Annotated in this window: 14 protein-coding genes; 10 read left to right on the top strand and 4 right to left on the bottom strand. The window is 58.0% G+C overall.

The window, feature by feature from the left end; genetic code table 11:
- Positions 1-53: 53 nt before the first annotated feature.
- Complete coding sequence (gene pckA, locus OR601_RS05410) at positions 54-1,661, top strand: phosphoenolpyruvate carboxykinase (ATP) (RefSeq protein WP_136013163.1); 1,608 nt, start codon at positions 54-56, stop codon at positions 1,659-1,661.
- 152 nt (positions 1,662-1,813) lie between these two features.
- Here the strand turns inward: pckA and pta are convergent, their stop codons facing one another.
- On the bottom strand, positions 1,814-2,794 hold the full coding sequence (gene pta / locus OR601_RS05405) for a phosphate acetyltransferase (protein WP_136013164.1): 981 nt from the start codon (positions 2,792-2,794) through the stop codon (positions 1,814-1,816).
- A 253-nt stretch (positions 2,795-3,047) separates the two neighbouring features.
- Between pta and glf the strand changes: the two genes are divergently transcribed.
- On the top strand, positions 3,048-4,250 hold the full coding sequence (glf, locus tag OR601_RS05400; protein WP_136013187.1) for a UDP-galactopyranose mutase: 1,203 nt from the start codon (positions 3,048-3,050) through the stop codon (positions 4,248-4,250).
- A gap of 86 nt (positions 4,251-4,336) precedes the next feature.
- Positions 4,337-5,371 carry a glycosyltransferase family 2 protein gene (locus OR601_RS05395; RefSeq protein WP_265591276.1) on the top strand — a complete coding sequence of 345 codons (1,035 nt, stop codon included), beginning with the start codon at positions 4,337-4,339 and terminating at the stop codon, positions 5,369-5,371.
- A 141-nt stretch (positions 5,372-5,512) separates the two neighbouring features.
- Here OR601_RS05395 and OR601_RS05390 read toward each other — a convergent pair whose 3' ends face one another.
- A complete protein-coding gene (locus tag OR601_RS05390) occupies positions 5,513-6,352 on the bottom strand; it encodes an HAD family hydrolase (RefSeq protein ID WP_265591275.1) in 840 nt (279 codons plus the stop codon).
- Between the two features lie 198 nt (positions 6,353-6,550).
- On the opposite strand from OR601_RS05390, the gene OR601_RS05385 reads away from it, so the two are divergent.
- The 3 genes from OR601_RS05385 to OR601_RS05375 are packed head-to-tail and all read left to right on the top strand — an operon-like array spanning position 6,551 to position 8,794.
- The gene (locus OR601_RS05385) at positions 6,551-7,114 is read left to right on the top strand and encodes a DJ-1 family glyoxalase III (protein WP_265591274.1); all 564 of its coding nucleotides are present in this window, start codon (positions 6,551-6,553) and stop codon (positions 7,112-7,114) included.
- 53 nt (positions 7,115-7,167) lie between these two features.
- Positions 7,168-7,779 carry a Maf family protein gene (locus OR601_RS05380; protein WP_265591273.1) on the top strand — a complete coding sequence of 204 codons (612 nt, stop codon included), beginning with the start codon at positions 7,168-7,170 and terminating at the stop codon, positions 7,777-7,779.
- Between the two features lie 31 nt (positions 7,780-7,810).
- Positions 7,811-8,794, top strand: coding sequence for a P1 family peptidase (locus OR601_RS05375; protein WP_136013169.1), 984 nt, complete (start codon positions 7,811-7,813; stop codon positions 8,792-8,794).
- 95 nt (positions 8,795-8,889) lie between these two features.
- Here the strand turns inward: OR601_RS05375 and rlmD are convergent, their stop codons facing one another.
- Positions 8,890-10,206 carry a 23S rRNA (uracil(1939)-C(5))-methyltransferase RlmD gene (gene rlmD, locus OR601_RS05370; RefSeq protein WP_265591272.1) on the bottom strand — a complete coding sequence of 439 codons (1,317 nt, stop codon included), beginning with the start codon at positions 10,204-10,206 and terminating at the stop codon, positions 8,890-8,892.
- Positions 10,203-13,271 carry a polyphosphate kinase 1 gene (gene ppk1, locus OR601_RS05365; protein ID WP_265591271.1) on the bottom strand — a complete coding sequence of 1,023 codons (3,069 nt, stop codon included), beginning with the start codon at positions 13,269-13,271 and terminating at the stop codon, positions 10,203-10,205. Before ppk1 ends, rlmD begins: the two co-directional genes overlap by 4 nt.
- Positions 13,272-13,945: 674 nt before the next feature.
- On the opposite strand from ppk1, the gene arcA reads away from it, so the two are divergent.
- The 4 genes from arcA (at position 13,946) to OR601_RS05345 (ending at position 20,016) form a co-directional block, all read left to right on the top strand.
- A complete protein-coding gene (gene arcA, locus OR601_RS05360) occupies positions 13,946-15,199 on the top strand; it encodes an arginine deiminase (protein WP_265591270.1) in 1,254 nt (417 codons plus the stop codon).
- A gap of 162 nt (positions 15,200-15,361) precedes the next feature.
- Positions 15,362-16,357: an ornithine carbamoyltransferase gene (argF, locus tag OR601_RS05355; RefSeq protein ID WP_136013172.1), complete on the top strand. Its 996-nt coding sequence runs from the start codon at positions 15,362-15,364 to the stop codon at positions 16,355-16,357.
- A gap of 345 nt (positions 16,358-16,702) precedes the next feature.
- Entirely contained in the window at positions 16,703-18,178 is a 1,476-nt protein-coding gene (locus OR601_RS05350; RefSeq protein ID WP_265591269.1) for a basic amino acid/polyamine antiporter, read from the top strand.
- A 359-nt stretch (positions 18,179-18,537) separates the two neighbouring features.
- A complete protein-coding gene (locus OR601_RS05345; protein WP_265591268.1) occupies positions 18,538-20,016 on the top strand; it encodes a basic amino acid/polyamine antiporter in 1,479 nt (492 codons plus the stop codon).
- Positions 20,017-20,115 lie beyond the last annotated feature (99 nt).

The raw sequence follows: 20,115 nt of genomic DNA, 5'->3' as shown, positions 1-20,115 counted from the left end.
TCCCCCTAATAGTCGCGGGCATTACCTGCCTGGATCTTATCGGAGGTGTTCCTATGTTTGACGAGCGTCTCTCTGCCTACGGCATTCGCGTACAAGAAGAGGACGTCCATTGGAATCTTTCTGTGACAGAGCTGGTAGAGCAGGCTCTGGTGCGCAAGGAAGGTCAGCTGGCGTCCAATGGCTCACTGGTGGTGACCACCGGGGAGCGCACCGGCCGCTCTCCTCACGACCGCTTTATCGTGGACACCCCTGATGTCCATTCTCGCATTGCCTGGGGTGCTACCAACAAGCCCATCTCTGACGAATACTATCGGCGCATCAAGCGTGGCGTGTGCGAGCGCCTTTCCGAGCGAGACCCCTTTGTGATCCAAGGTCTGGCAGGAGCCCGTCGTCCTCATAGCCGCAAGTTCATGGTGGTGGCCGAGGAGGCCCATCAGGCACTCTTCGCCAAGCAGATGCTGGTGCGTCCCAACCGTTTCGAGCTCTGGCGCTATGGTGAGCCAGACTTCGTGGTGCTGGCCGCCCCCAGCTTCAAGTGCTCACCGGCAGCCCATGGCACCAACTCCGAGGTGGCGGTGGTCATCAACTTCCAGGAGCGCGTGATTCTGGTGGCGGGCACCGGCTATTCCGGAGAGATCAAAAAGAGCATCTTCTCGGCCATGAACTACCTGCTGCCTATTGAAGACGACGTGCTTACCATGCATTGCTCGGCCAATGTGGACCCGGCCACCAATTCCTCCGCGGTCTTCTTTGGCCTTTCGGGCACCGGCAAGACTACCCTTTCTGCTGATCCTTCCCGCCAGCTCATCGGCGACGACGAGCATGCCTGGTGCCGCGAGGGCGTCTTCAACCTGGAGGGCGGTTGCTACGCCAAGACCATTGGCCTTACCCGCAACCGCGAGCCGGAGATCTTCGACGCCATTCGCTTTGGCTCTCTCTGTGAAAACGTGGTGCTCAACCCACAGACTCGCAAGCCGGACTACATGGACGACTCCATCACTGAGAACACCCGTGTCTCCTATCCAGTGGAGTACGTGGACAATGCCCTGCTTACTGGTGTCGACGGCATCCCAGACGTGGTCATCTTCCTCACGGCCGACGCCTTTGGCGTGCTGCCGCCGGTCTCCCGTCTCACGCCGGAAGGGGCAAAGTACCACTTCCTCACCGGCTTCACTTCTAAGGTGGCCGGCACCGAGGAGGGTATCGAAGAGCCTCAACCTACCTTCTCCTCCATGTTTGGCGAGCCCTTCATGCCCCTTCGCCCCCAGGTCTACGCCCGCAAGCTGGGCGAGAAGATCGGCCGCCACAACGTGCGCTGTTACCTGGTGAACACCGGCTGGACAGGCGGTCCCTACGGTACAGGCCACCGCATCGACCTGGGCGCCACCCGCGCCATTGTGGACGCAGTGCTCGATGGCTCCATCGAGGAGAGCACCTTTGTGCACAACGACCTCTTCAACCTGGATGTGCCCACCACGTGCCCGGGCGTAGACTCCCGCATCCTCGACCCTCGCGCCACCTGGGTCGACGGCTGTGCCTACGACCGCTGCGCTCAGGATCTGGCCATCATGTTCGTCGAGAACTTCCAAGAGCGCTTTGGCGACCTGGAGGATCTGGCAAAGGCCGGCGGCCCCCAGCTACCTGAGATGGCTCGCGCCTAGTCCTGCTCGCGGCCGGCTCACAAAAAGGACGACTTCCTTTAGGGGAAGCCGTCCTTTTTCAATGCAGGGACCACCTTGCGCCCGATGCCGAGAAACCCGCGCCATCAAAGGTTGTGAGGGTTTCTCGGCAAGGAAAAGGGCAAGGAGCGCCGTTAGTCTTGAAGCTGGGCCTGCACGGCGGTGATGGCCACTACGGCGACGATGTCTGTGGCGGAGCAGCCGCGGGACAGGTCGTTCACCGGGCGGGCGATGCCTTGGAGCAGCGGGCCGTAAGCGTTGGCCTTGGCAAGGCGTTGCACCAGCTTGTAACCGATGTTGCCGGCGTCTAAGTTGGGGAAGATGAGGACGTCGGCATGGCCGGCCACCTGGGAGGTGGGGGCCTTCAGGGCGCCTACGGTCTCATCCAGGGCGGCATCGGTTTGCAGCTCGCCGTCGCAGACTAGCTCGGGCTCCTTCTCATGCACAAGAGAGGTGGCCTCAGCCACTTTGTCCACGTAGTCAGAGTTCGCAGAGCCGTGGCTGGAGTAGGAGAGCATGGCCACGTGGGGCTCGGTGCCCATGAGGGCGCGCCAGGACTGGGCAGAGGAAATGGCGATCTCAGAGAGGGCGTCGGCATCGGGGTACTCGTTGAGGCCAATGTCGGAGAAGATGAAGGTGCCGTGGTCACCATACTCGCAGTTGGGCACACACATGACCATGAAGCTGGATACCAGCTTGGTCCCGGGGGCGGTCTTCAGGATTTGCAGTGCGGGGCGCAGAGTGTTGGCGGTGGAGTGGCATGCGCCGGAGACCAGGCCGTCGGCATCGCCCATCTTGACCATCATGGTGCCAAAGTAGGTGCAGTCGTTCACCAACTCGCGAGCCTGCTCGATGGTCATGCCCTTCTTGGCGCGCAGGCGCCTGAGCTCTTGGGCATAGACCTCGTGCTTGGGCGAGGTGCGGGGATCGATGATGGTGGCACCAGGCATGTCAATGGGCACGCCGGTGTTGTTAAGAATGACCAGGTTGGCCAGATCCTCGTCGATGATTTGCGCGGCTGCCTCCAGGGTGCGAGGATCTTCGCCCTCAGGAAGCACGATGGTCTTCTTGTTGGCGGCCGCCTTGGCCTTCATCGTGCCCAAAAAGTCCTGCATTCCAACTCCCTCTCTACGTGTGAGACGCTCTTTTATAGGCAGGGCCCGCTTTTTCGAGGACGTGCCTATATCGTGGCGAGCCGTTGCCTATGGCGACCATTATAGATACCCGTGATACCATTTCGAACAGAACAGGGACCAACTATGGCAAGAAGCCCGTCTACCTAGGGCTTATTCTTGGCTCACCTGGGTTTGCGGTCTTAAGGCATGCCTTTTGGCCCAAACTTCCACACGATCAGAGGGGTAATTCATGATGGAGCTGTCCTGCGGGCTGCCAAACACCTTTAATGCTGCCGACTACGACATGCTCGTGGTGGGTGCAGGCTATGCGGGAGCCGTCTGCGCTCGTCGCCTGGCTGAAGGCTGCGGTTTCAAGGTGGCCGTGCTTGAACGACGCGATCACATTGCCGGCAACGCCTACGACGCCTATGACGAGGCAGGCATCCTGGTCCATGTCTATGGCCCGCACATCTATCACACCTTCAATGAGCGCGTGAACGAGTTCTTATCGCGCTTCACCGGCTGGACAGACTACCAGCATCGTGTCTTGGCAGATATCCACGGCACTCTCATGCCGGTGCCCTTCAACCACGCCAGCCTCAAATTGGCCTTTGGCGAAGAACGCGGAGAAGAGCTCTACCGCAAGCTGGTGGCCACCTTTGGCGAGAACAAAAAGGTGCCCATCATGGATCTGCGCGAGAAGAACGACCCTGATTTGCAAGAGGTGGCAGACTACGTCTACGAGAACGTCTTCCTTTACTACACCATGAAGCAGTGGGGCAAGACGCCTGATGAGATAGATCCTTCCATCACCGGCCGCGTGCCCATCTTCATTGGCGATGACGACCGTTACTTCCCGGCACAGCCGTTCCAGGGCATGCCCGAGGAGGGCTACACCCGCATGTTCGAGCGCATGCTGGACCACGACCTCATCGACGTCTTTGTGAACGTGGACGCCCGCGACATCTTAGAGGTCACCCCAGAGCATGTGATGGTGCAGGGCAAGCCCTACGGCGGCGAAGTCATCTACACCGGTCCTCTGGACGAGCTCTTTGGGTGCGACCTGGGCGATCTGCCTTATCGCAGCCTAGACATGCGCTTTGAGACGCTGGATATGGACCGCTTCCAGCCAGTGGGCACCGTCAACTACACCACCAGCGAGGATTTCACCCGCATCACCGAGTTCAAAAACATGACCGGCCAAGAGATGCCCGGGGTCACCACTATCATGCGCGAGTATCCCCAGCCCTATGTGCGCGGCGAGGGCATGACCCCCTACTACGCCATCCTGGAGCCTCAAAACCAGGAGCTTTATAAGGCTTATCGCGATCGCGTGAGCCACCTGGCCAACTTCCATCCCGTGGGCCGCCTGGCCGAGTATCGTTATTACGATATGGACGGCGTCACCGCTTCGGCCTTGGCGCTCTCCGACGACCTTATGGCCGCCCACAACTAACCTCAGGCCCTCAGGCGTGCACGTCTCCTGGCGAGGCGCGCATCCTTGCGCTATGCACGGCAAAAGACGAAATGGATTACTCGCCCATGATGAAGACACTATCCGTTGGCATTCCCTGCTACAACTCTGCCGAGTATATGGATCACGCCATCTCATCCATCCTCGAAGGGGCAGACTACGCAGATGACATCCAGGTGATCATCGTCGACGATGGCTCGACCAAAGACAACACCTTTGAGAAGGCTCAAGACTGGGAGCGCAGGTATCCCAACTTGGTCAAGGCCATTCATCAGGAGAACGGCGGCCATGGCATTGCTGTGCTGGCAGCGCTCAATGAGGCAGACGGCGTTTACTTCAAGGTGTGCGACTCTGATGACTGGTACGACGGCCCCGCCCTCTCAAAGCTCTTGAAAACGTTGCGCAGCTTTATCAACTACGACGTGCGCGTTGACTTGGTGGTCACCAACTACGTCTATGAGCATGTGGAAGATGGCAAGCAGAACGTCATCGACTACAAGTTCGCCCTGCGCCGCAACAAGGTGCTCACCTGGGATAAGATCGGCCACTTTGGCTACGACCAAAATCTGCTCATGCATGCCCTGTGCTATCGCACTGACGTGCTGCGCTCCGGCGGCATTCCCATGCCTGCCCACACCTTCTACGTAGACAACATCTACGCTTACGTGCCCCTGCCTCGCTGCAAGACCCTCTACTATCTAGACGTGGACCTCTACCGCTATTTCATTGGCCGCGAGGACCAGTCAGTCAACGAGAAGGTCATGGCCAGCCGCATCGACCAGCAGCTGCGCGTGACCCGCATCATGATGGACGCCTACCACCTCTACGAGGACGTGGAGAGTTCCAAGCTGCGTACCTATATGTTGGACTATATGAACATCATGATGGCCGTGTGCTCCATCTTCGCCCGCATGTCCGAGGTTCCCGATGCCCGCCTTAACTGCGACGCCCTCTGGGAGTACTTCAAGCAGTACGATAAAAAGATGTATAACTACTGCCGCAAGGGCCTCATCGGAATCGGCTCCAACCTGCCCACGAAGATGGGCGAGAAGACCTCCATCGGCCTCTACAAAGTCATCTCCAAGGTGGTTAAGTTCAATTAGCTACGCGCTCCTGGTGCTTTATAGCCGTAACTAGAATGAGACCTGCAACCCATTGGCTGCAGGTCTCGTTTTAGGTCATCCATTGAAGTGCAGCCGAGAAGGGCGCCTCTTTCAAGACGGAGGCGTTTCTCGGCAGGGAAGCTACTTATCCATCGAAGGAATTATGAGGTCATTCAAGACCTCAGGCATGCAGCCCTCGGCGCAGTTGGAGTGGAGGTAGTAGGTGTCTTGGGGCAGGAGAGGGCGCAAAAGACCGCTCACGTTGGCCACCACGCAACCTGCGCCTGCCGCCTGAAGCATGGCGAGGTCGTTGACCGCGTCGCCTACGGCGATGGTGTCTTGCATGGGTACGCCCAGTCGATCGGCGACATCCTTAAGGCCTGCGCCCTTGGATACCCCTGCGGTGTTGAACTCCACGTAGCGGTCGGAAGAAAAGACCGTCTCCACTTTGGAGGCCAGGTCGGGCATCTGGGCGAATGCCTGGTCGCGAATGTCGTGGAGGGCCTGGGTGTCCTCGTTTTCCACCAGCACCTTGTAGATGGGGCAGTCCAGAGCGCGTATCTGGTCCAAGGTGAGCTCGACGACCTCCATGCGGCCATTCAGAAAGTCCCACTCGTCGGGGTTCATGTTCCATACATAGGTGGCCTCGGAGCCATAAAGATGCAGGCAGAGGTCGCGGTCCACCGCAAAGTCAATGAGGCGTCCCACGATGGAAGGGTCCAGAGGATAGCTGGCCACCACGGTGCCGTCGCAGGCTTTGACCAGCGCGCCGTTGATAGTGATGGCAAACTCATCGGGATTGCCGGCGAGGCCCAACGCTTCCAGATCTTTGATGATAGAAAAATAGGGGCGGCCGGTAGCGATCACAAAATGCACGCCTAGCTGGCGCATCTTGTGCACGGCCTCAAGGTTGGCCTCGGGGATTGCGGCGTCATAGTTTAAAAAGGTTTCATCCATATCGCTGGCGACGATGCGATACATAGGCGAGCTCCTCAAAGGTATGTGCGGGTGTCTGTGGTTTCCATGATAGGCCAGCTGGTTTGGGTACATGAGGCCACAATGGCTTCAGGGCCAGCGGGGCTCACTGATAGATTACTTATCAGAGGGCCTGGATGCGCCAAGGCCGCTCTTTGACCTTCTAGCTGCACAAATGGCAAATCTCTTGGAGAGGATAGAGCTATGGCATCAAAGAAAACCTGTGCAATCTGTATGGCCGACGGTTTTGAGACCATCGAAGGCCTGGCTCCCCTGGACGTCATGACGCGTGCTGGAGTCGAGGTGGACACCATCGCCTGCACCGGCGACACCGGACAGGTCACCACCTCCAATGGCGTGCTTGTCTCCTGCACCGCCCAGCTGGGCGCGCGCGATCTGTCCGCCTATGATCTGGTGGTCATCCCAGGCGGTATGGGCGGGGTCAACAATCTGCGCCAATGCCCCCTGGTGACAGACGAGATCGCCCGCCGCATGAACACAGGCGAGCTTGTGGGCGCCATATGTGCGGGTCCCATGCTCCTGGCCGAGCAGCATCTGCTCGACGGCCGCACTGCCACCTGCTATCCCGGTTGCGACACTGATTTTCCTGCCGGCGTGCGCCCAGAGAAAAACGGCGTCTATACCGATAAAAACCTCATCACCGGGTCCGGCCCTGCCTTTGCCGTGCCTTTTGGCCTGGCGCTTACCACGGCGCTCCTTGGCCCTGAGGCGGCACAGAGCGTTGCCAGCGCCATGCTTGTGGATTAATCCTCAAGCTTTCAGCTCTTTGGTTCCGGCTCCCCTAGAAAAAGGATGCACCTATGATCTTGGCGTCCGCGTCACCTCGTCGCTCTCAGCTGCTCTCTGAGGTGGGAATTGAGTTCCGCGTCATTCCTGCCAATATTGATGAGACGCCCCTGCCCGGCGAAAACCCCGTGTCGCTGGTAGAGCGTTTGGCGCGTGCCAAAGCTCTGGCAGTGGCTCAGACAGCTGAGCCCGGCGAGCTGGTGCTGGCAGCCGATACGTTGGTATGGCTCGACGGCGCCGTATTGGGAAAGCCAACGTCGCCTGAGGATGCCCGCACCATGCTTGGAAAGCTCTCTGGGAAGACCCATCATGTCTCTACCGGCTGTGCGCTTATAGAGCGTCCGCACGAAGGGCTATCGGCTCCCAAAGACTGGTGCCATCTCACCTTCTCCAACACCTGTGCAGTGAAGTTCTACGAGCTTGATTCCCAAGAGATTCAAGCCTATGTAGCGACGGGGGAGCCCGCGGACAAAGCGGGAGCCTACGGCATCCAGGGATTAGGCCGGCTCTTGGTGAAGGAGATTCAGGGAAACTACGATACGGTGGTAGGGTTGCCGGTGGCCCAGGTGGTGCGGGAGCTGCGAGCCTTTGCTCCCCATGCCCTCGGGCCTGTTATGGGCATCTAGCAAAAGAGATGACGAGAGAGGGAGAGAAGCCATGCTGCTGCCGGGTTTTGACGATGTGTATCTGGGAAACTGGACCCAGGTGGAGGCGGGAACTGGCTGCACGGTGATAGTGGCGCCCCAAGGAGCTACCGGAGCGGTAGATGTGGCTGGAGGCGCTCCTGCTACCCGCGAGACTGATCTGCTGCGTCCCGAGGAGACGGTGGATCAAGTCCATGCCGTCATGCTGTCTGGCGGATCGGCCTTTGGCCTTGCCGCCTCTTCGGGGGCTGCAGAAGAGTTGGAGCGCCGCTCCATCGGTTTGGATCTAGGCATCGCTCGGGTACCCATCGTGACCGGGGCCTGCCTCTTTGACCTGGCCGTAGGCAACCCCCAGGTGCGCCCGGATGTCCATAGTGGCCAAGAGGCTGTGGTGGACGCTCTGGATCACCTGGCACTCACAGAGCCCCTCATGGGCAATCTTGGAGCGGGCACAGGTTGCACGGTAGGTAAGTTTTTGGGTCCTGACTGCGCCATGAAGGGTGGCCTGGGTTGGGCTACAGAGACGGCTGGAGCGGTTACCTGCACCGCCGTGGTGGCAGTGAATGCCGTAGGCAGCGTCTTTGACCCTGCTACAGGCAATCCTATTGCGGGGGCTCGTGTGGCTTCTGACTCTGAGGTCATTGCCGATAAACCCCTCGATCTCTTGGCGAAAATGGCTTCTATGCCCCTCGACGTGCTCTCAGCAGACGCTCCGCGCACCAATACCACCATCTCTTGCGTGGTAACCGATGCCCGCTTGACTAAAGCACAGGCCACCAAGGTGGCTCAGATGGCCTCTGACGGCTATGCCCACGCCATTGTGCCCACTCATACCACCAACGACGGTGATTCTGTCTTTGTGCTGGCCACAGGCAAAGTGGATTGCCCGGTAGATGTGGTGGGCGTTTTGGCTCAAAAGGCGCTGGCCCAGGCTATTGCTGGAGGCTGTGCTGCCGCCCATGATGCCTTTGGCTTCCCTGGAGCCGCAGGCCGCTAGCCTGCGCCACCCCTCAAATTGATCGGTCAGGCGGCCTGCCTGTTAAGGAGGGTCGCCTGACTATATTTCAATGGATCAAAAAACCTCTTTGCGGCTTAGTCGCGTCGCTTTAAGATGGTGACATTTTCTACATGGAACGTTTGGGGGAAGAGATCCACTGGGGTGATCGAGACCGGCTCGAAGACCCCTTGGGCCACAAAGCGCTCTAGATCGCGTGCCAACGTTGCCGGGTCACAGGAGACATAGGCGATGGCTCGGGCGGGTTGGCGAGATAGCTTTTCTACCACAGAGGCAGCCAGGCCTGCTCGTGGAGGATCCACCACGATGACGTCTGCCTCTGAATCCGGGAACTCGCGGTCTGCATCGCCGCCCACAGGATCGCCATTGTCGATGGAGTTCATCTCCAGATTGCGACGCAGGTCGCGCACGGCAGGGCCGTAGGACTCGACTGCGTCCACGAAGGCGCATCTGCGAGCCAGCGGTACCGTGAAGGTTCCGGCGCCGCTATAAAGGTCCATTGCCAGATCGTCTTCGCAAGGATTCAAACCTTCCAGTACAAGGTGGACGAGTTTATCGGCACCTTTGGTATTGACCTGGAAAAACGATGGGGCACTCACCCGGAGCGTCTCATCTAAGATGCGCTCGGACCAAGAGCCTGTGCCCGAGAGCACCTCAACTCCTGTGACCTTGCGGGCCTTCTGGGGGCCTTTGGACAGCACGCGCACCACCGAGGTGGGTTTGGCAGCATCCCCCAACACTTTGGCCATGTGCGCCCGGGGAAAGGCGCCGGGGGAGGTCCAGAGGGCCACTTCGATGTCGCGGGTGCGCCGAGAAGCCCGAATCCCCACACGCTCCAACTCCAACTGATGACTGGAGGCCACATAGGACAGGGCGCCGGAGACCCCCTTGATGAGTTTTTCTGCCACAGGGTCCAGAAGCAGGCAGCGGTCAACTTTGATGGGTGCAGCTCCTTTGGCAGGATGCATGCCCACGATGGTGCGCTGGCCTTGGCGAGCCACGGCCAGCTCGATCTTGTTGCGGTAACCCCAGCTCTCGCCGCAGGCCTGAGCGGGAGCCACCAGCTGCTGGGCATGCTCTTGGCCAAAACGCCCAATTCGCATGAGGGATGAGACCACATTTTCGCGCTTGGCTGAGAGCTGGAAGTCATAGGATGCCGAAGCCCAGGGGCAGCCTCCGCAGACCTCCGAATAGGGGCAGCGCGACTTCACCCGATAGGGGGAAGGCTCGAGCACTTGGGTGCACGTGGCCCTAAGGCTGCGGGCTGTTTCTTTGGTGACGTGCGCCTCTACCGTATCTCCAGGAACGGCGCCGGACACAAAGACCACGCGGCCGTCGGGGGCGTGGGCGATGGCGTCAGGGCCGTAGGAAAAGCGCTCTACCTCGAGTCTCATGCCTGGTCTCCGGAGTTCTGGGAGGGCTTGGAGCCTTTTTGGGAACGACGGGCACGACGCTCGGCGCGGCGGCGCTCCTCCTTGGCATTGCGCTCGTCAGCTTTGGATTGAGCCGCCAGGGCAGCCTCAGGACCTGCGATAAGAGTGCGAAGTCCCAGGCTGATGAGGGAGAAGGCCGTGGCAATCCTGCCAGGAGCACGCTTGACGATAAAGGCGTCTGGCCTGGATTGAAGCGCATCGTCGTCTACCACGTTGGCGGTGACTGGACTCTCCGGGATCCCTGGAGTGCTTGGAGCCTTCTGAGGAGCGGGTTTCTCGGCAGGGGAGGGTGTTTCTGTCGCCTGGGGCACCGGGGCAGGCGTCTTAGCTGCGGCGACGGGCTGGGGCGTTGAGGGCGCAGCAGGCTTTTGCGCCTGAGCTGCGGCGGTCACGGCTGCCTGATCTTGGGCGATGTCTCGAGGGCGCTCGTCGGCCGGACGATCGGGGATGGCCACCGGATGGCTCTCAAATATCTCTGGCGGCACAAAGTCGCCAGCTGTCTCCAAATCATGGAGATCGTCAGCCTGAGTGGGTGCAGCCACTGGGGTGACCTCGGGCTCAAGCTTGAGGGGATAGTCGCTGAATATGGAGATAAGGCGACGGATGACATCTGGCGGCAGCGAGGCGAGCTCGGGGGAGAGGGGAGCCGGGGCGCCACCGGGGGCCTGTTTGAGCTGGGCATGGTGGTAAGCCAAAGCAATGAGCACTTCCTGGCTGTTGACCAGCGGCTCATCGGGCTCGACAGGAATGGCTTCCCAAGTGCCCTCGGGGGAGAGGCGACGAGCCTTGACGTTGTCCGAGAGCTGGAGGTCCATGTACTCGATGACCAACTCGCGGCAGGTATCGTCCAGCACAGGGTAGGCGATCTCCACGCGGCGCTCGGTGTTGCGGGTCATCATGTCGGCGCTGGAGAGGTAAAGGGTATCCACGTTCTCGCCAAAGGCGTAGACGCGGGAGTGCTCCAGCAGGCGGCCTACGATTTGGCGCACCTCCAGACCCTGGGATTTACCGGGGATTGCAGGGCGAATGCAGCAGATGCCGCGGACTATGAGGGTCACAGAGACGCCGGCTTGGGTGGCCTCGGCGATCTTGTCGATGACGTCGCGGTCGGTGAGGGAGTTCATCTTCATGAAGATGCGGCTGGGGCTTCCGGCCTTGACGCGGCTGATCTCGCGATCGATACCGCGCATGATGAGAGGTTTGAGGCCTACCGGCGCCACGCCCAAGTACTTATAGGCGCCGTGAAGGTTGCCCAGGGTAAGGTTGCGGAAGAAGGCGTTGCCGTCCTCGCCGATGCCCTTGTGGGCGGTCATGAGCATGAAGTCAGAATAGAGGCGGGCGGTCTTCTCGTTGAAGTTGCCGGTACCCAGGCAGGTGATGCGGCTGATGCCATCCTTGTCGTGATAGGCGATCTGGCAGATCTTGGAGTGGCACTTATAGCCCTCAGAGCCATAGATCACCGTGCAGCCGGCCTGGGAGAGGCGCTCAGCCCACTCGATGTTGTTCTTCTCGTCAAAGCGGGCGCGAAGCTCCATCAACACGGTAACCTCTTTGCCGTTTTCGGCAGCGGTGATGAGGCTTTCGCACAGACGGGAGCGAGTGGCTACGCGGTATAAGGTAATGCGGATAGAAATGCAATCGTCATCGATGGCCGCCTGGCGCACCAGGTCCAAAAGAGGCTTCATGGACTCATAGGGATAATAGAGCAGCACGTCGTGGTCCATGATCTGCTCGCGCACGGGCCGCGCTGGGTCTACCATGGCTGATTGCTGGGGCTCGAATGGCTCGAAGAGCAATGCGGAGCGATGGCGCGCCGGCAGCTTGCCCTCGAGGCCATATACATAGGAGAGGTCCAACGGGATATCCAGGCGGCTGACGCGCTCTGGAGAAAGGCCTAGCTCTTCGCGGACAAACTCCTCCAGATGTTCTCCGAGTGACCCCTGAAGCTCCACGCGCACCGGATCCAGGCGCATGCGGCGCCTGAGGATCTTTTTCATGTGCTGGCGATAATCCTCCTCTTCCTCCACGCCTTCGCCGTCAGGGTCGATGTCGGCGTTCCTGGTGACGCGCACAACACAGGTCTTCGCCGGCACATAGTTGTTGAAGAGATCCGAGTGCGAAAGACCTTGCGCTATGACATCTTCAATAAGCGTGTAGCGGAAATTATTGGAATCCGAAGGCAATGGCACCACCCGGGGTGCATTGGGGGGCACTTCTACCATGCCGAGAAGCTCGCCCTCAGCTCCCGCATCCAATGCACACATGACATAGAGTTGGCCGTTGCGAAGGTTGGGGAAGGGATGGCGTGGATCCACCACCAGGGGAGAGAGCACGGGGGCCACGGCACGATCGAAATAGCGTCCTACCGCCACATTGTCGCGATCATCAAAATTCGCGGTGTCCACTCGAGTGAGGCCAAAGCGCATAAGCTGGCGCTCGATAGCATGGAAGGCCTCTTGTTGGCGTCCCAGATAGTTAGGGATCATGTCGAAGAGCACTTCTAGCTGCTCTCTAGGGGTCATGTCGCTCTTGTTGTCACGCGGCGGGTTCTTGACGTATTCCATGGTGGAGAGGCCGCCCACGCGAATCATGAACCACTCGTCCAGATTGCTCTGGAAGATAGCGCAAAACTTGAGGCGCTCGAAGAGGGGGACTTCGGGCGTAAGGGCCTCTGTGAGGACGCGGTCGTCAAAGCGCAACCAGCTGACCTCGCGGTTTTGGGTGTAGGAATAGTCACGCTTGGACTTATGGGAGCTTTGGGCACGCATCTTCTCAGATGAGAGGTGACCGGCTCTCACTGAGGCTGCGGCATAGTCTTTGGTGGCCTTTGTCCCTATGGCCTTGCGAGCTGCCTGTTTGGCTGCCTTGCGCTGGGCCTCTGAAAGTCGCTGCTTGGCTCCGGCTTTCTCGTGGGAGCGGCCGTGTTTCTCGGGAGCTTTGAGTGTGGATGACTCAGAAGCCGCTTCTATTCCAGCGTGGCGCTTCTTTTTCTTGCTGTCTTTCTTGCTGTGTTTCTTCTTAGCCATGAGAAAGCCTTTCTGGCTGAGACGGCCCTAGGGGCCAAGGTCGCTATGGGTGGGTCGCCTGTGTAGGTGGCAGCTGATGTCGCCTTCCCATTATCGTTGGTATCAAGGTCTATCCGGTAACAAATCGGTGAATCACTAAAGGGATTTCCTGCAGACCCGTGCAGAGAAGATGGTTAAAAGTCTCTTAATTAGATAGTTTTGCATTTGTGGGTTTGAGCCGACCAGTAGCGGGTATGACACCTATTGGATGTTGCAATAATATACAAGAATACTATATATTTATGCATTAGGCTCTTGGTTTAGGCACGGTTTATTTCTGGTAGCTTTCAGATAAATGCGCATAAAAACGGAGAGCGTTTGTAAAAAAGTGAACGAAGGCAAAGTGCTGCCTAAGGTAAAAGCGCAGGAAATCAATGGGAACCACACCGAACCTACACTAATGGCGATAATATGTGGGGACGCTATCCGGTGGCGGTTGAAATGTAACCGTTGGGGGGTTACCGGAAACAATATGCACCGATGGGAAGCATAATGGGGCCGTGAAAGCAGCGAGGCCCAAATGGCATCGCTTAGGGATCTGCGAATCCTAAAAACTCGGCCGCAGTCCCGTTAGGCTTTTCTGTCCTGGTACGCACCCTGCCGGACAACGGGGTGCCGTCGAAGAAGGAGGCACAATGTCCAAAGGACTTCATGTCCCGAGCGAAATCGGCAACCTCAAGAAGGTCATGCTGCACCGCCCCGGTGACGAGCTGCTGAACCTGCCCCCGGACGAGTTGGAGCGTCTGCTGTTTGACGACGTTCCCTTCCTGCCCGTGGCCCAGGAGGAGCATGACACCTTCGCACAGACCCTGCGCGACCAGGGCGTCGAGGTGCTTTACCTCGAGAAGCTCATGGCTGAGGCTCTGGATGCCGCTCCCCAGGCTCGCGACGAGTTCCTGGATCAGTGGATCGAAGAGGCTGGCATCTCTGGCAAGCACGCTCCCGCGATCATCCGCGAGTACATCGATTCGTTCAAGGACAACTACGAGATGGTCCTCCACTCCATGGCTGGTGTGACCAAGCAGGAGGTCCAGCTCCCCGTTAAGTCGTCTAAGACTCTGCGTTCTATCGTGGGCACCGACGGCGACACTGAAAGCGACCTGCTCGTTGACCCCATGCCCAACCTCTACTTCACTCGCGATCCCTTCGCAGTAGTGGGCAACGGCGTCAACCTCAACCGCATGTACTCGGTAACCCGTAACCGCGAGACCCTTTACGGCAAGTACATCTTCAAGTATCACCCTGACTACAAGGACAGCCCTCTGTGGTATCGCCGCAACTCCGCCTACCACACCGAGGGCGGCGACGTGCTGAACCTCAACAGCCACGCCATCGCGGTGGGTATCTCCCAACGTACCGAGGCTGCTGCAATCGACGTCATGGCTAACCACATGTTCTGGAGCCACGGCGAGAATTGCCCCATCGACGAGATCTACGCCTTCAACATCCCTGTCTCCCGTGCCTTCATGCACCTGGACACCGTGTTCACCCAGATCGACGTCGACAAGTTCACCATTCACCCCGCCATCATGGGCACGCTCCAGGTCTTCAAGATGACCCCCGGCGCCCACGAGAACGAGGTCAAGATCGAGGAGATGAACGACACCCTCGAGCACACCCTCGCCAAGATCCTGGGTCTCGATCAGGTCACGCTGATCCCCTGCGGCGGCGGCGATCCTATTGCAGCTGCTCGTGAGCAGTGGAACGACGGCTCCAACACGCTCTGCGTGCGTCCCGGCACCATCTGCGTCTATCAGCGCAACAACGTCACCAACGACATCCTCTACAAGGCCGGTATGGAGCTGCTGGTTATCCCCAGCGCCGAGCTCTCCCGCGGCCGTGGCGGCCCCCGCTGCATGAGCATGCCGTTCTGGCGTGAGGACCTCTAATCCTCTAATCGTTTTGGCCTCCTCCGCGGCCAGGATTCGTCCTGGCCGCGGTCGACGCGGCTGTAACCTAAGTCCCGGCATTTGGGTTGCACGGCATCTTTTTTTATCTATTCATCAGAGTCGTTGCCCTACGCGATGCGACTCTATCGAAAGGAATCTGCTATGGGCGTGAATATCACTGGCCGCAGCTTCACCAAGATCCTCGATTACACTCCTGCCGAGATCCAGTATCTCGTGGATGTTGCCAAGACCTTCAAAGACATGAAGCGCAACGGTGTGCCTCATAAGTACCTCACCGGCAAGAATATCGTGCTTCTGTTCGAGAAGACCTCCACTCGTACCCGCTGCTCCTTCGAGGTGGCCGGCAATGATCTGGGTATGGGCGTTACTTACCTGGATCCCGGCAGCTCTCAGATGGGCAAGAAGGAGTCCATCGAGGATACCGCTCGCGTTCTCGGCCGTATGTATGACGGCATCGAGTACCGTGGCTTCTCCCAGGAGCTCGTAGAAGAGCTCGCCGAGAAGGCTGGTGTGCCCGTATGGAACGGCCTTACCGACGAGTTCCATCCCACTCAGATGATCGCCGACCTGCTCACCATCGAGGAGAACTTCCCCATGGGCGTCAAGGGCCTGAAGTTCGTCTTCTTTGGCGACACCCGTAACAACATGGGCAACTCCCTCATGGTGCTCTGCGCCAAGATGGGCATGCACTTCGTAGGTGCCGGCCCCAAGGAGCTGCGTCCTGCTGACGATCTCATCGCCAAGTGCGAGGAGATCGCCAAGGAGACCGGCGCCACCATCGAGTTCACCGACGATCCTAAGGCTGCTGCTAAGGACGCCGACGTTCTCTACACCGACATCTGGGTATCCATGGGCGAGCCTGCCGAGCTCTGGGCGGAGCGCATCAAGGAGCTCAAACCCTTCCAGGTCAACAGCGAGCTCATGGGTCTGGCTCACAAGGACGCCATCTTCATGCACTGCCTGCCCTCCTTCCACGACACCAAGACCACCATCGGCGAGGATGTCGCTGAGAAGTTTGGCATCAAGGAGATGGAGGTCACGGACGAGGTCTTCGAGTCCAGCCAGTCCAAGGTCTTCGATGAGGCTGAGAACCGCATGCACACCATCAAGGCTGTTATGTACGCAACCCTGAAGTAACTTCTTTTCCCATAAAAGAAGCAAGAGTGTCTAAGAGCGCTCTCCTTTAGGTAGCCAGAAGCCGGACAAGGTAGAAAGACCTTGTCCGGCTTCTTTTGTAATCTGAGATCCATTTAAATATTAGTGAAAGTAACCTGCGTAGTATGAGAGCAGTAAACTGTATAAAAAGAGCTTCCACCACGATGTCATTGATAAATAACCCGCTATGCAAGAACAAAAATGTATAGCAATTTTCAGACAGAATAATCCTAATCTTAAATTTGAGGATAAAGGCTGTTGGGCAGGTACCTCCTTGATGGGAGGCTCACAAAAGAGCCTCAGAGCTAACTCGTTAAGGGGGATTTTGTGAGTGATACCACCGCTCCGGCGCAAAAGCCGGAGAAACCCACGGGCGCTGCCAAGATTGGCCTCTTTGGCCTTATCGGCATCGTTGTAAGTTCCTGTATCGGCTCAGGTGCCTTTGCACTGACGGGTCAGATCGCCCAGGTGGCTTCACCTGGCGCAGCGCTCATCGCATGGCTTATCGTAGGCGTAGGCTTTCTCTGCTTGGCGCTTTCTTTGAAGAATTTGGCCGATAAGCGCCCCGACCTTGACTCCATTTTCGACTACGCCACCCAGGGTTTTGGTCCTTTCGCAGGCTTCTTGTCTGGCTGGGGATACTGGCTTTCTGCCTGGCTGGGCAACGTGGCTTTTGCCACCATCATGATGAGCGCTATTGGTTACTTCTATCCTCCTTTTGAGGCCGGCAATACGATCCCCTGCATCGCTATCGCCTCTGTGATCCTTTGGGGCATCACTGTTCTGGTGATGAACGGCATAGAGAGCGCCTCGTTCATCAACGCTATCGTCATGGTCGCCAAGGTAGCTGCTCTTGGCCTCTTCATCATCTTCGCGTTGGTGATGTTTAACGCGGGCATCTTTACTGAGGATTTCTGGGGCACCGTCTATGACAACATGGTGGCTCTGGGACAAGCTGGGGGAGACGCCCAGGCATTGGGCACTATTCCAGATCAGATCGTGAACTGCATGATGATCATGTTCTGGTGCTTCATCGGCATCGAGGGCGCATCGGTCATCTCGAGCCGTGCTAAGTCCAAGGCCGAGGCCGGCCAGGCAACCGTCATCGGCCTTATCGCACTGCTGGTCATCTATATTGGCGTGTCTGTACTGCCCTTTGGCTATATGGACTACACCGAGATCGCTCAGCTTCCTAAGCCTGCCATGATCTACGTCTTCGATTCCATGGCTCCCGGCTGGGGCGGCGCCTTCATCACCATCGCCATGATCGTGTCTGTGGCAGGATCTTGGCTCTCCTTCACCATTTTGCCGGCTGAGACCACCCAGCAAATGGCCGATCATCACCTCATCCCTGCTAAGTGGGGCGAGCTCAACAAGAAGGGCGCCCCTCAGTTCTCTCTGATAGTAGTAGGTGTGTGCACCCAGCTCTTCATGCTCACGCTCATCTTCACCGAGGATGCCTATAACTTCGCCTTCTCTCTGTGCACGGTCGCCATTGTGGTGACCTGGGCCTTGGCCTCTGCCTTCAACATGAAGGTTTCCTTTGCCTCAGGCCAAACGGGGCAGGGCATCTGCGGTCTTATCGCCACGCTCTTCTTGATCATCGGCACGCTGCTCAACGGCTGGAGCTATCTGCTGCTCACCTGCGTGGGTTATATCCCTGGTATCTTTGTCTATGTGGCAGGGCGCAAAGAAAACAAGAAGACTATCTTTACGCCGGCCGAAAAAGTGGTCATGGGTTTGGTTGTGGCTGCCGGCGTGTTGGCTTTGATCATGGTGGCGACAGGTCTCATCACCTTCTAATAGCTTTCAGGTCGACCAGCGTATCAAAAAAATAAGGGCACCGGTTCGTAGCGGGAACCGGTGTCCTTTTTTCATACCGTTCACCGAAACCAAAGGAAGTATAAAATAAGGGTCAATGCATATAGCTATGAATATGGTATACCTAATATTACTGAGTGATTTTGAATAAGACCTGCATACACACCGTGAGAACTGCCTTATACCGAGAAGTCCCTTCAATAGGATCGTAATAAAACTACTATCAAGTGCATAAAGTTCTGCCGCAGCCTGCTGCGGATCCAAATGGGGGAGTAACGCAGATTAAGGCAACCCGGTGCGGCGGGATTATTACGCTAGTGTGCATATAAGGAGGAGGCGTTATGGCACAGGAAGCGCAGATAGCTCACGGGTCAGGCACCAAAGGAGGAGTGCCTGGCGGACTGGGGCTCTTTAGCCTCATCGGCATGGTGGTGAGCTCTTGTATTGGCTCGGGTGCATTTGCACTTACAGGACAGCTAGGTGGTGTAGCTGCACCTGGTCCCGCACTTATCGCATGGCTTATCGTGGGTGTGGGTTTTCTCTGCTTGGCGTTGTCATTGAAGAACCTGGCAGAGGTACGCCCTGATCTCGACGGCATTTTTAATTATGCCACCCAGGGTTTTGGTCCTTTCGCAGGTTTCATCTCTGGCTGGGGCTATTGGCTCTCCGCTTGGCTGGGCAACGTAGCCTTTGCCACCATCATGATGAGTGCCGTGGGCTTTTTCTATGAGCCTTTCTTGCCAGGCAATACGGTGGCTTGCATCGCCATTGCCTCGGTAGTCATGTGGGGCATCACCATTCTGGTTATCCGCGGTGTCGAGAGCGCTTCGTTCATCAACGCTATTGTCATGGTCGCCAAGGTAGCTGCGCTTGCACTCTTTGTGATCTTCGCCTTGGTGTCTTTCAATGCTGGCGTGTTTACCGCCGACTTCTGGGGCACTCTCTATGACAATGCGGTGGCCATGGGCCAGATGGGTGCAAATGCGGTTTCTCTGGGTTCTGTGTCCGACCAGATCGTGAACTGCATGATGATCATGTTCTGGTGCTTTATCGGCATCGAGGGCGCTTCGGTAGTCTCGAGCCGCGCTAAGTCCAAGGCTGAGGCTGGCCAGGCCACCGTAATCGGTCTCATCGCCCTGCTGGTCATCTACATCGGCGTATCGGTGCTTCCCTTTGGCGTGCTGCCTTTTAATGAGATCGCAGCTATGGACTATCCTGCCATGACCTACGTCATGGACCACATGGCTCCCGGCTGGGGCGGCGCCTTCATCACCATCGCCATGATCGTGTCTGTGGCAGGTTCTTGGTTGTCCTTTACCATTTTGCCGGCTGAGACCACACAGCTCATGGCGGACCACAAGCTCATTCCCGCCAAGTGGGGCGAGCTCAATTCCAAGGGCGCTCCTCAGTTCTCGCTCATCATCGTGGGCCTTTGCACTCAGATCTTCATGCTCACGCTCATCTTCACCGAGGACGCCTATAACTTCGCCTATTCCATGTGCACGGTCGCCATCGTCATTACCTGGGCTTTGGCCTCTGCCTACAACATGAAGGTATCCTTTGGCGCTGGCAAGACGGGGCAAGGCATTTGCGGCCTGATCGCCACGGTGTTCTTGATACTAGGCGTCATCTTGAACGGAATGAGCTTCTTGTTGCTCACCTGCGTGGGCTATATCCCTGGCGTCTTTGTCTACATTGCAGGACGCAAAGAAGCGGGCGAGAAGCCCTTCACCGGCGCCGAGATGGGCATCATGGGCGTCATTGTTGCTGCAGGTATTGCCGCTCTCGTGATGGTAGCCACCGGCATCATCACGTTCTAAATGAGCACACATCAAGAGGGACAACTCTTAGGCAAGAGGAGTCCCTCTTGGCATTCCTAAAGACGCTGCTGTGAAAGGTTCGATGACCTCAGGGTGTCA

Source organism: Leptogranulimonas caecicola (genome assembly GCF_023168405.1).
In the GTDB taxonomy this organism is placed as follows: domain Bacteria; phylum Actinomycetota; class Coriobacteriia; order Coriobacteriales; family Atopobiaceae; genus Leptogranulimonas; species Leptogranulimonas caecicola.
This window is presented reverse-complemented; position numbering and strand designations above follow the sequence as displayed.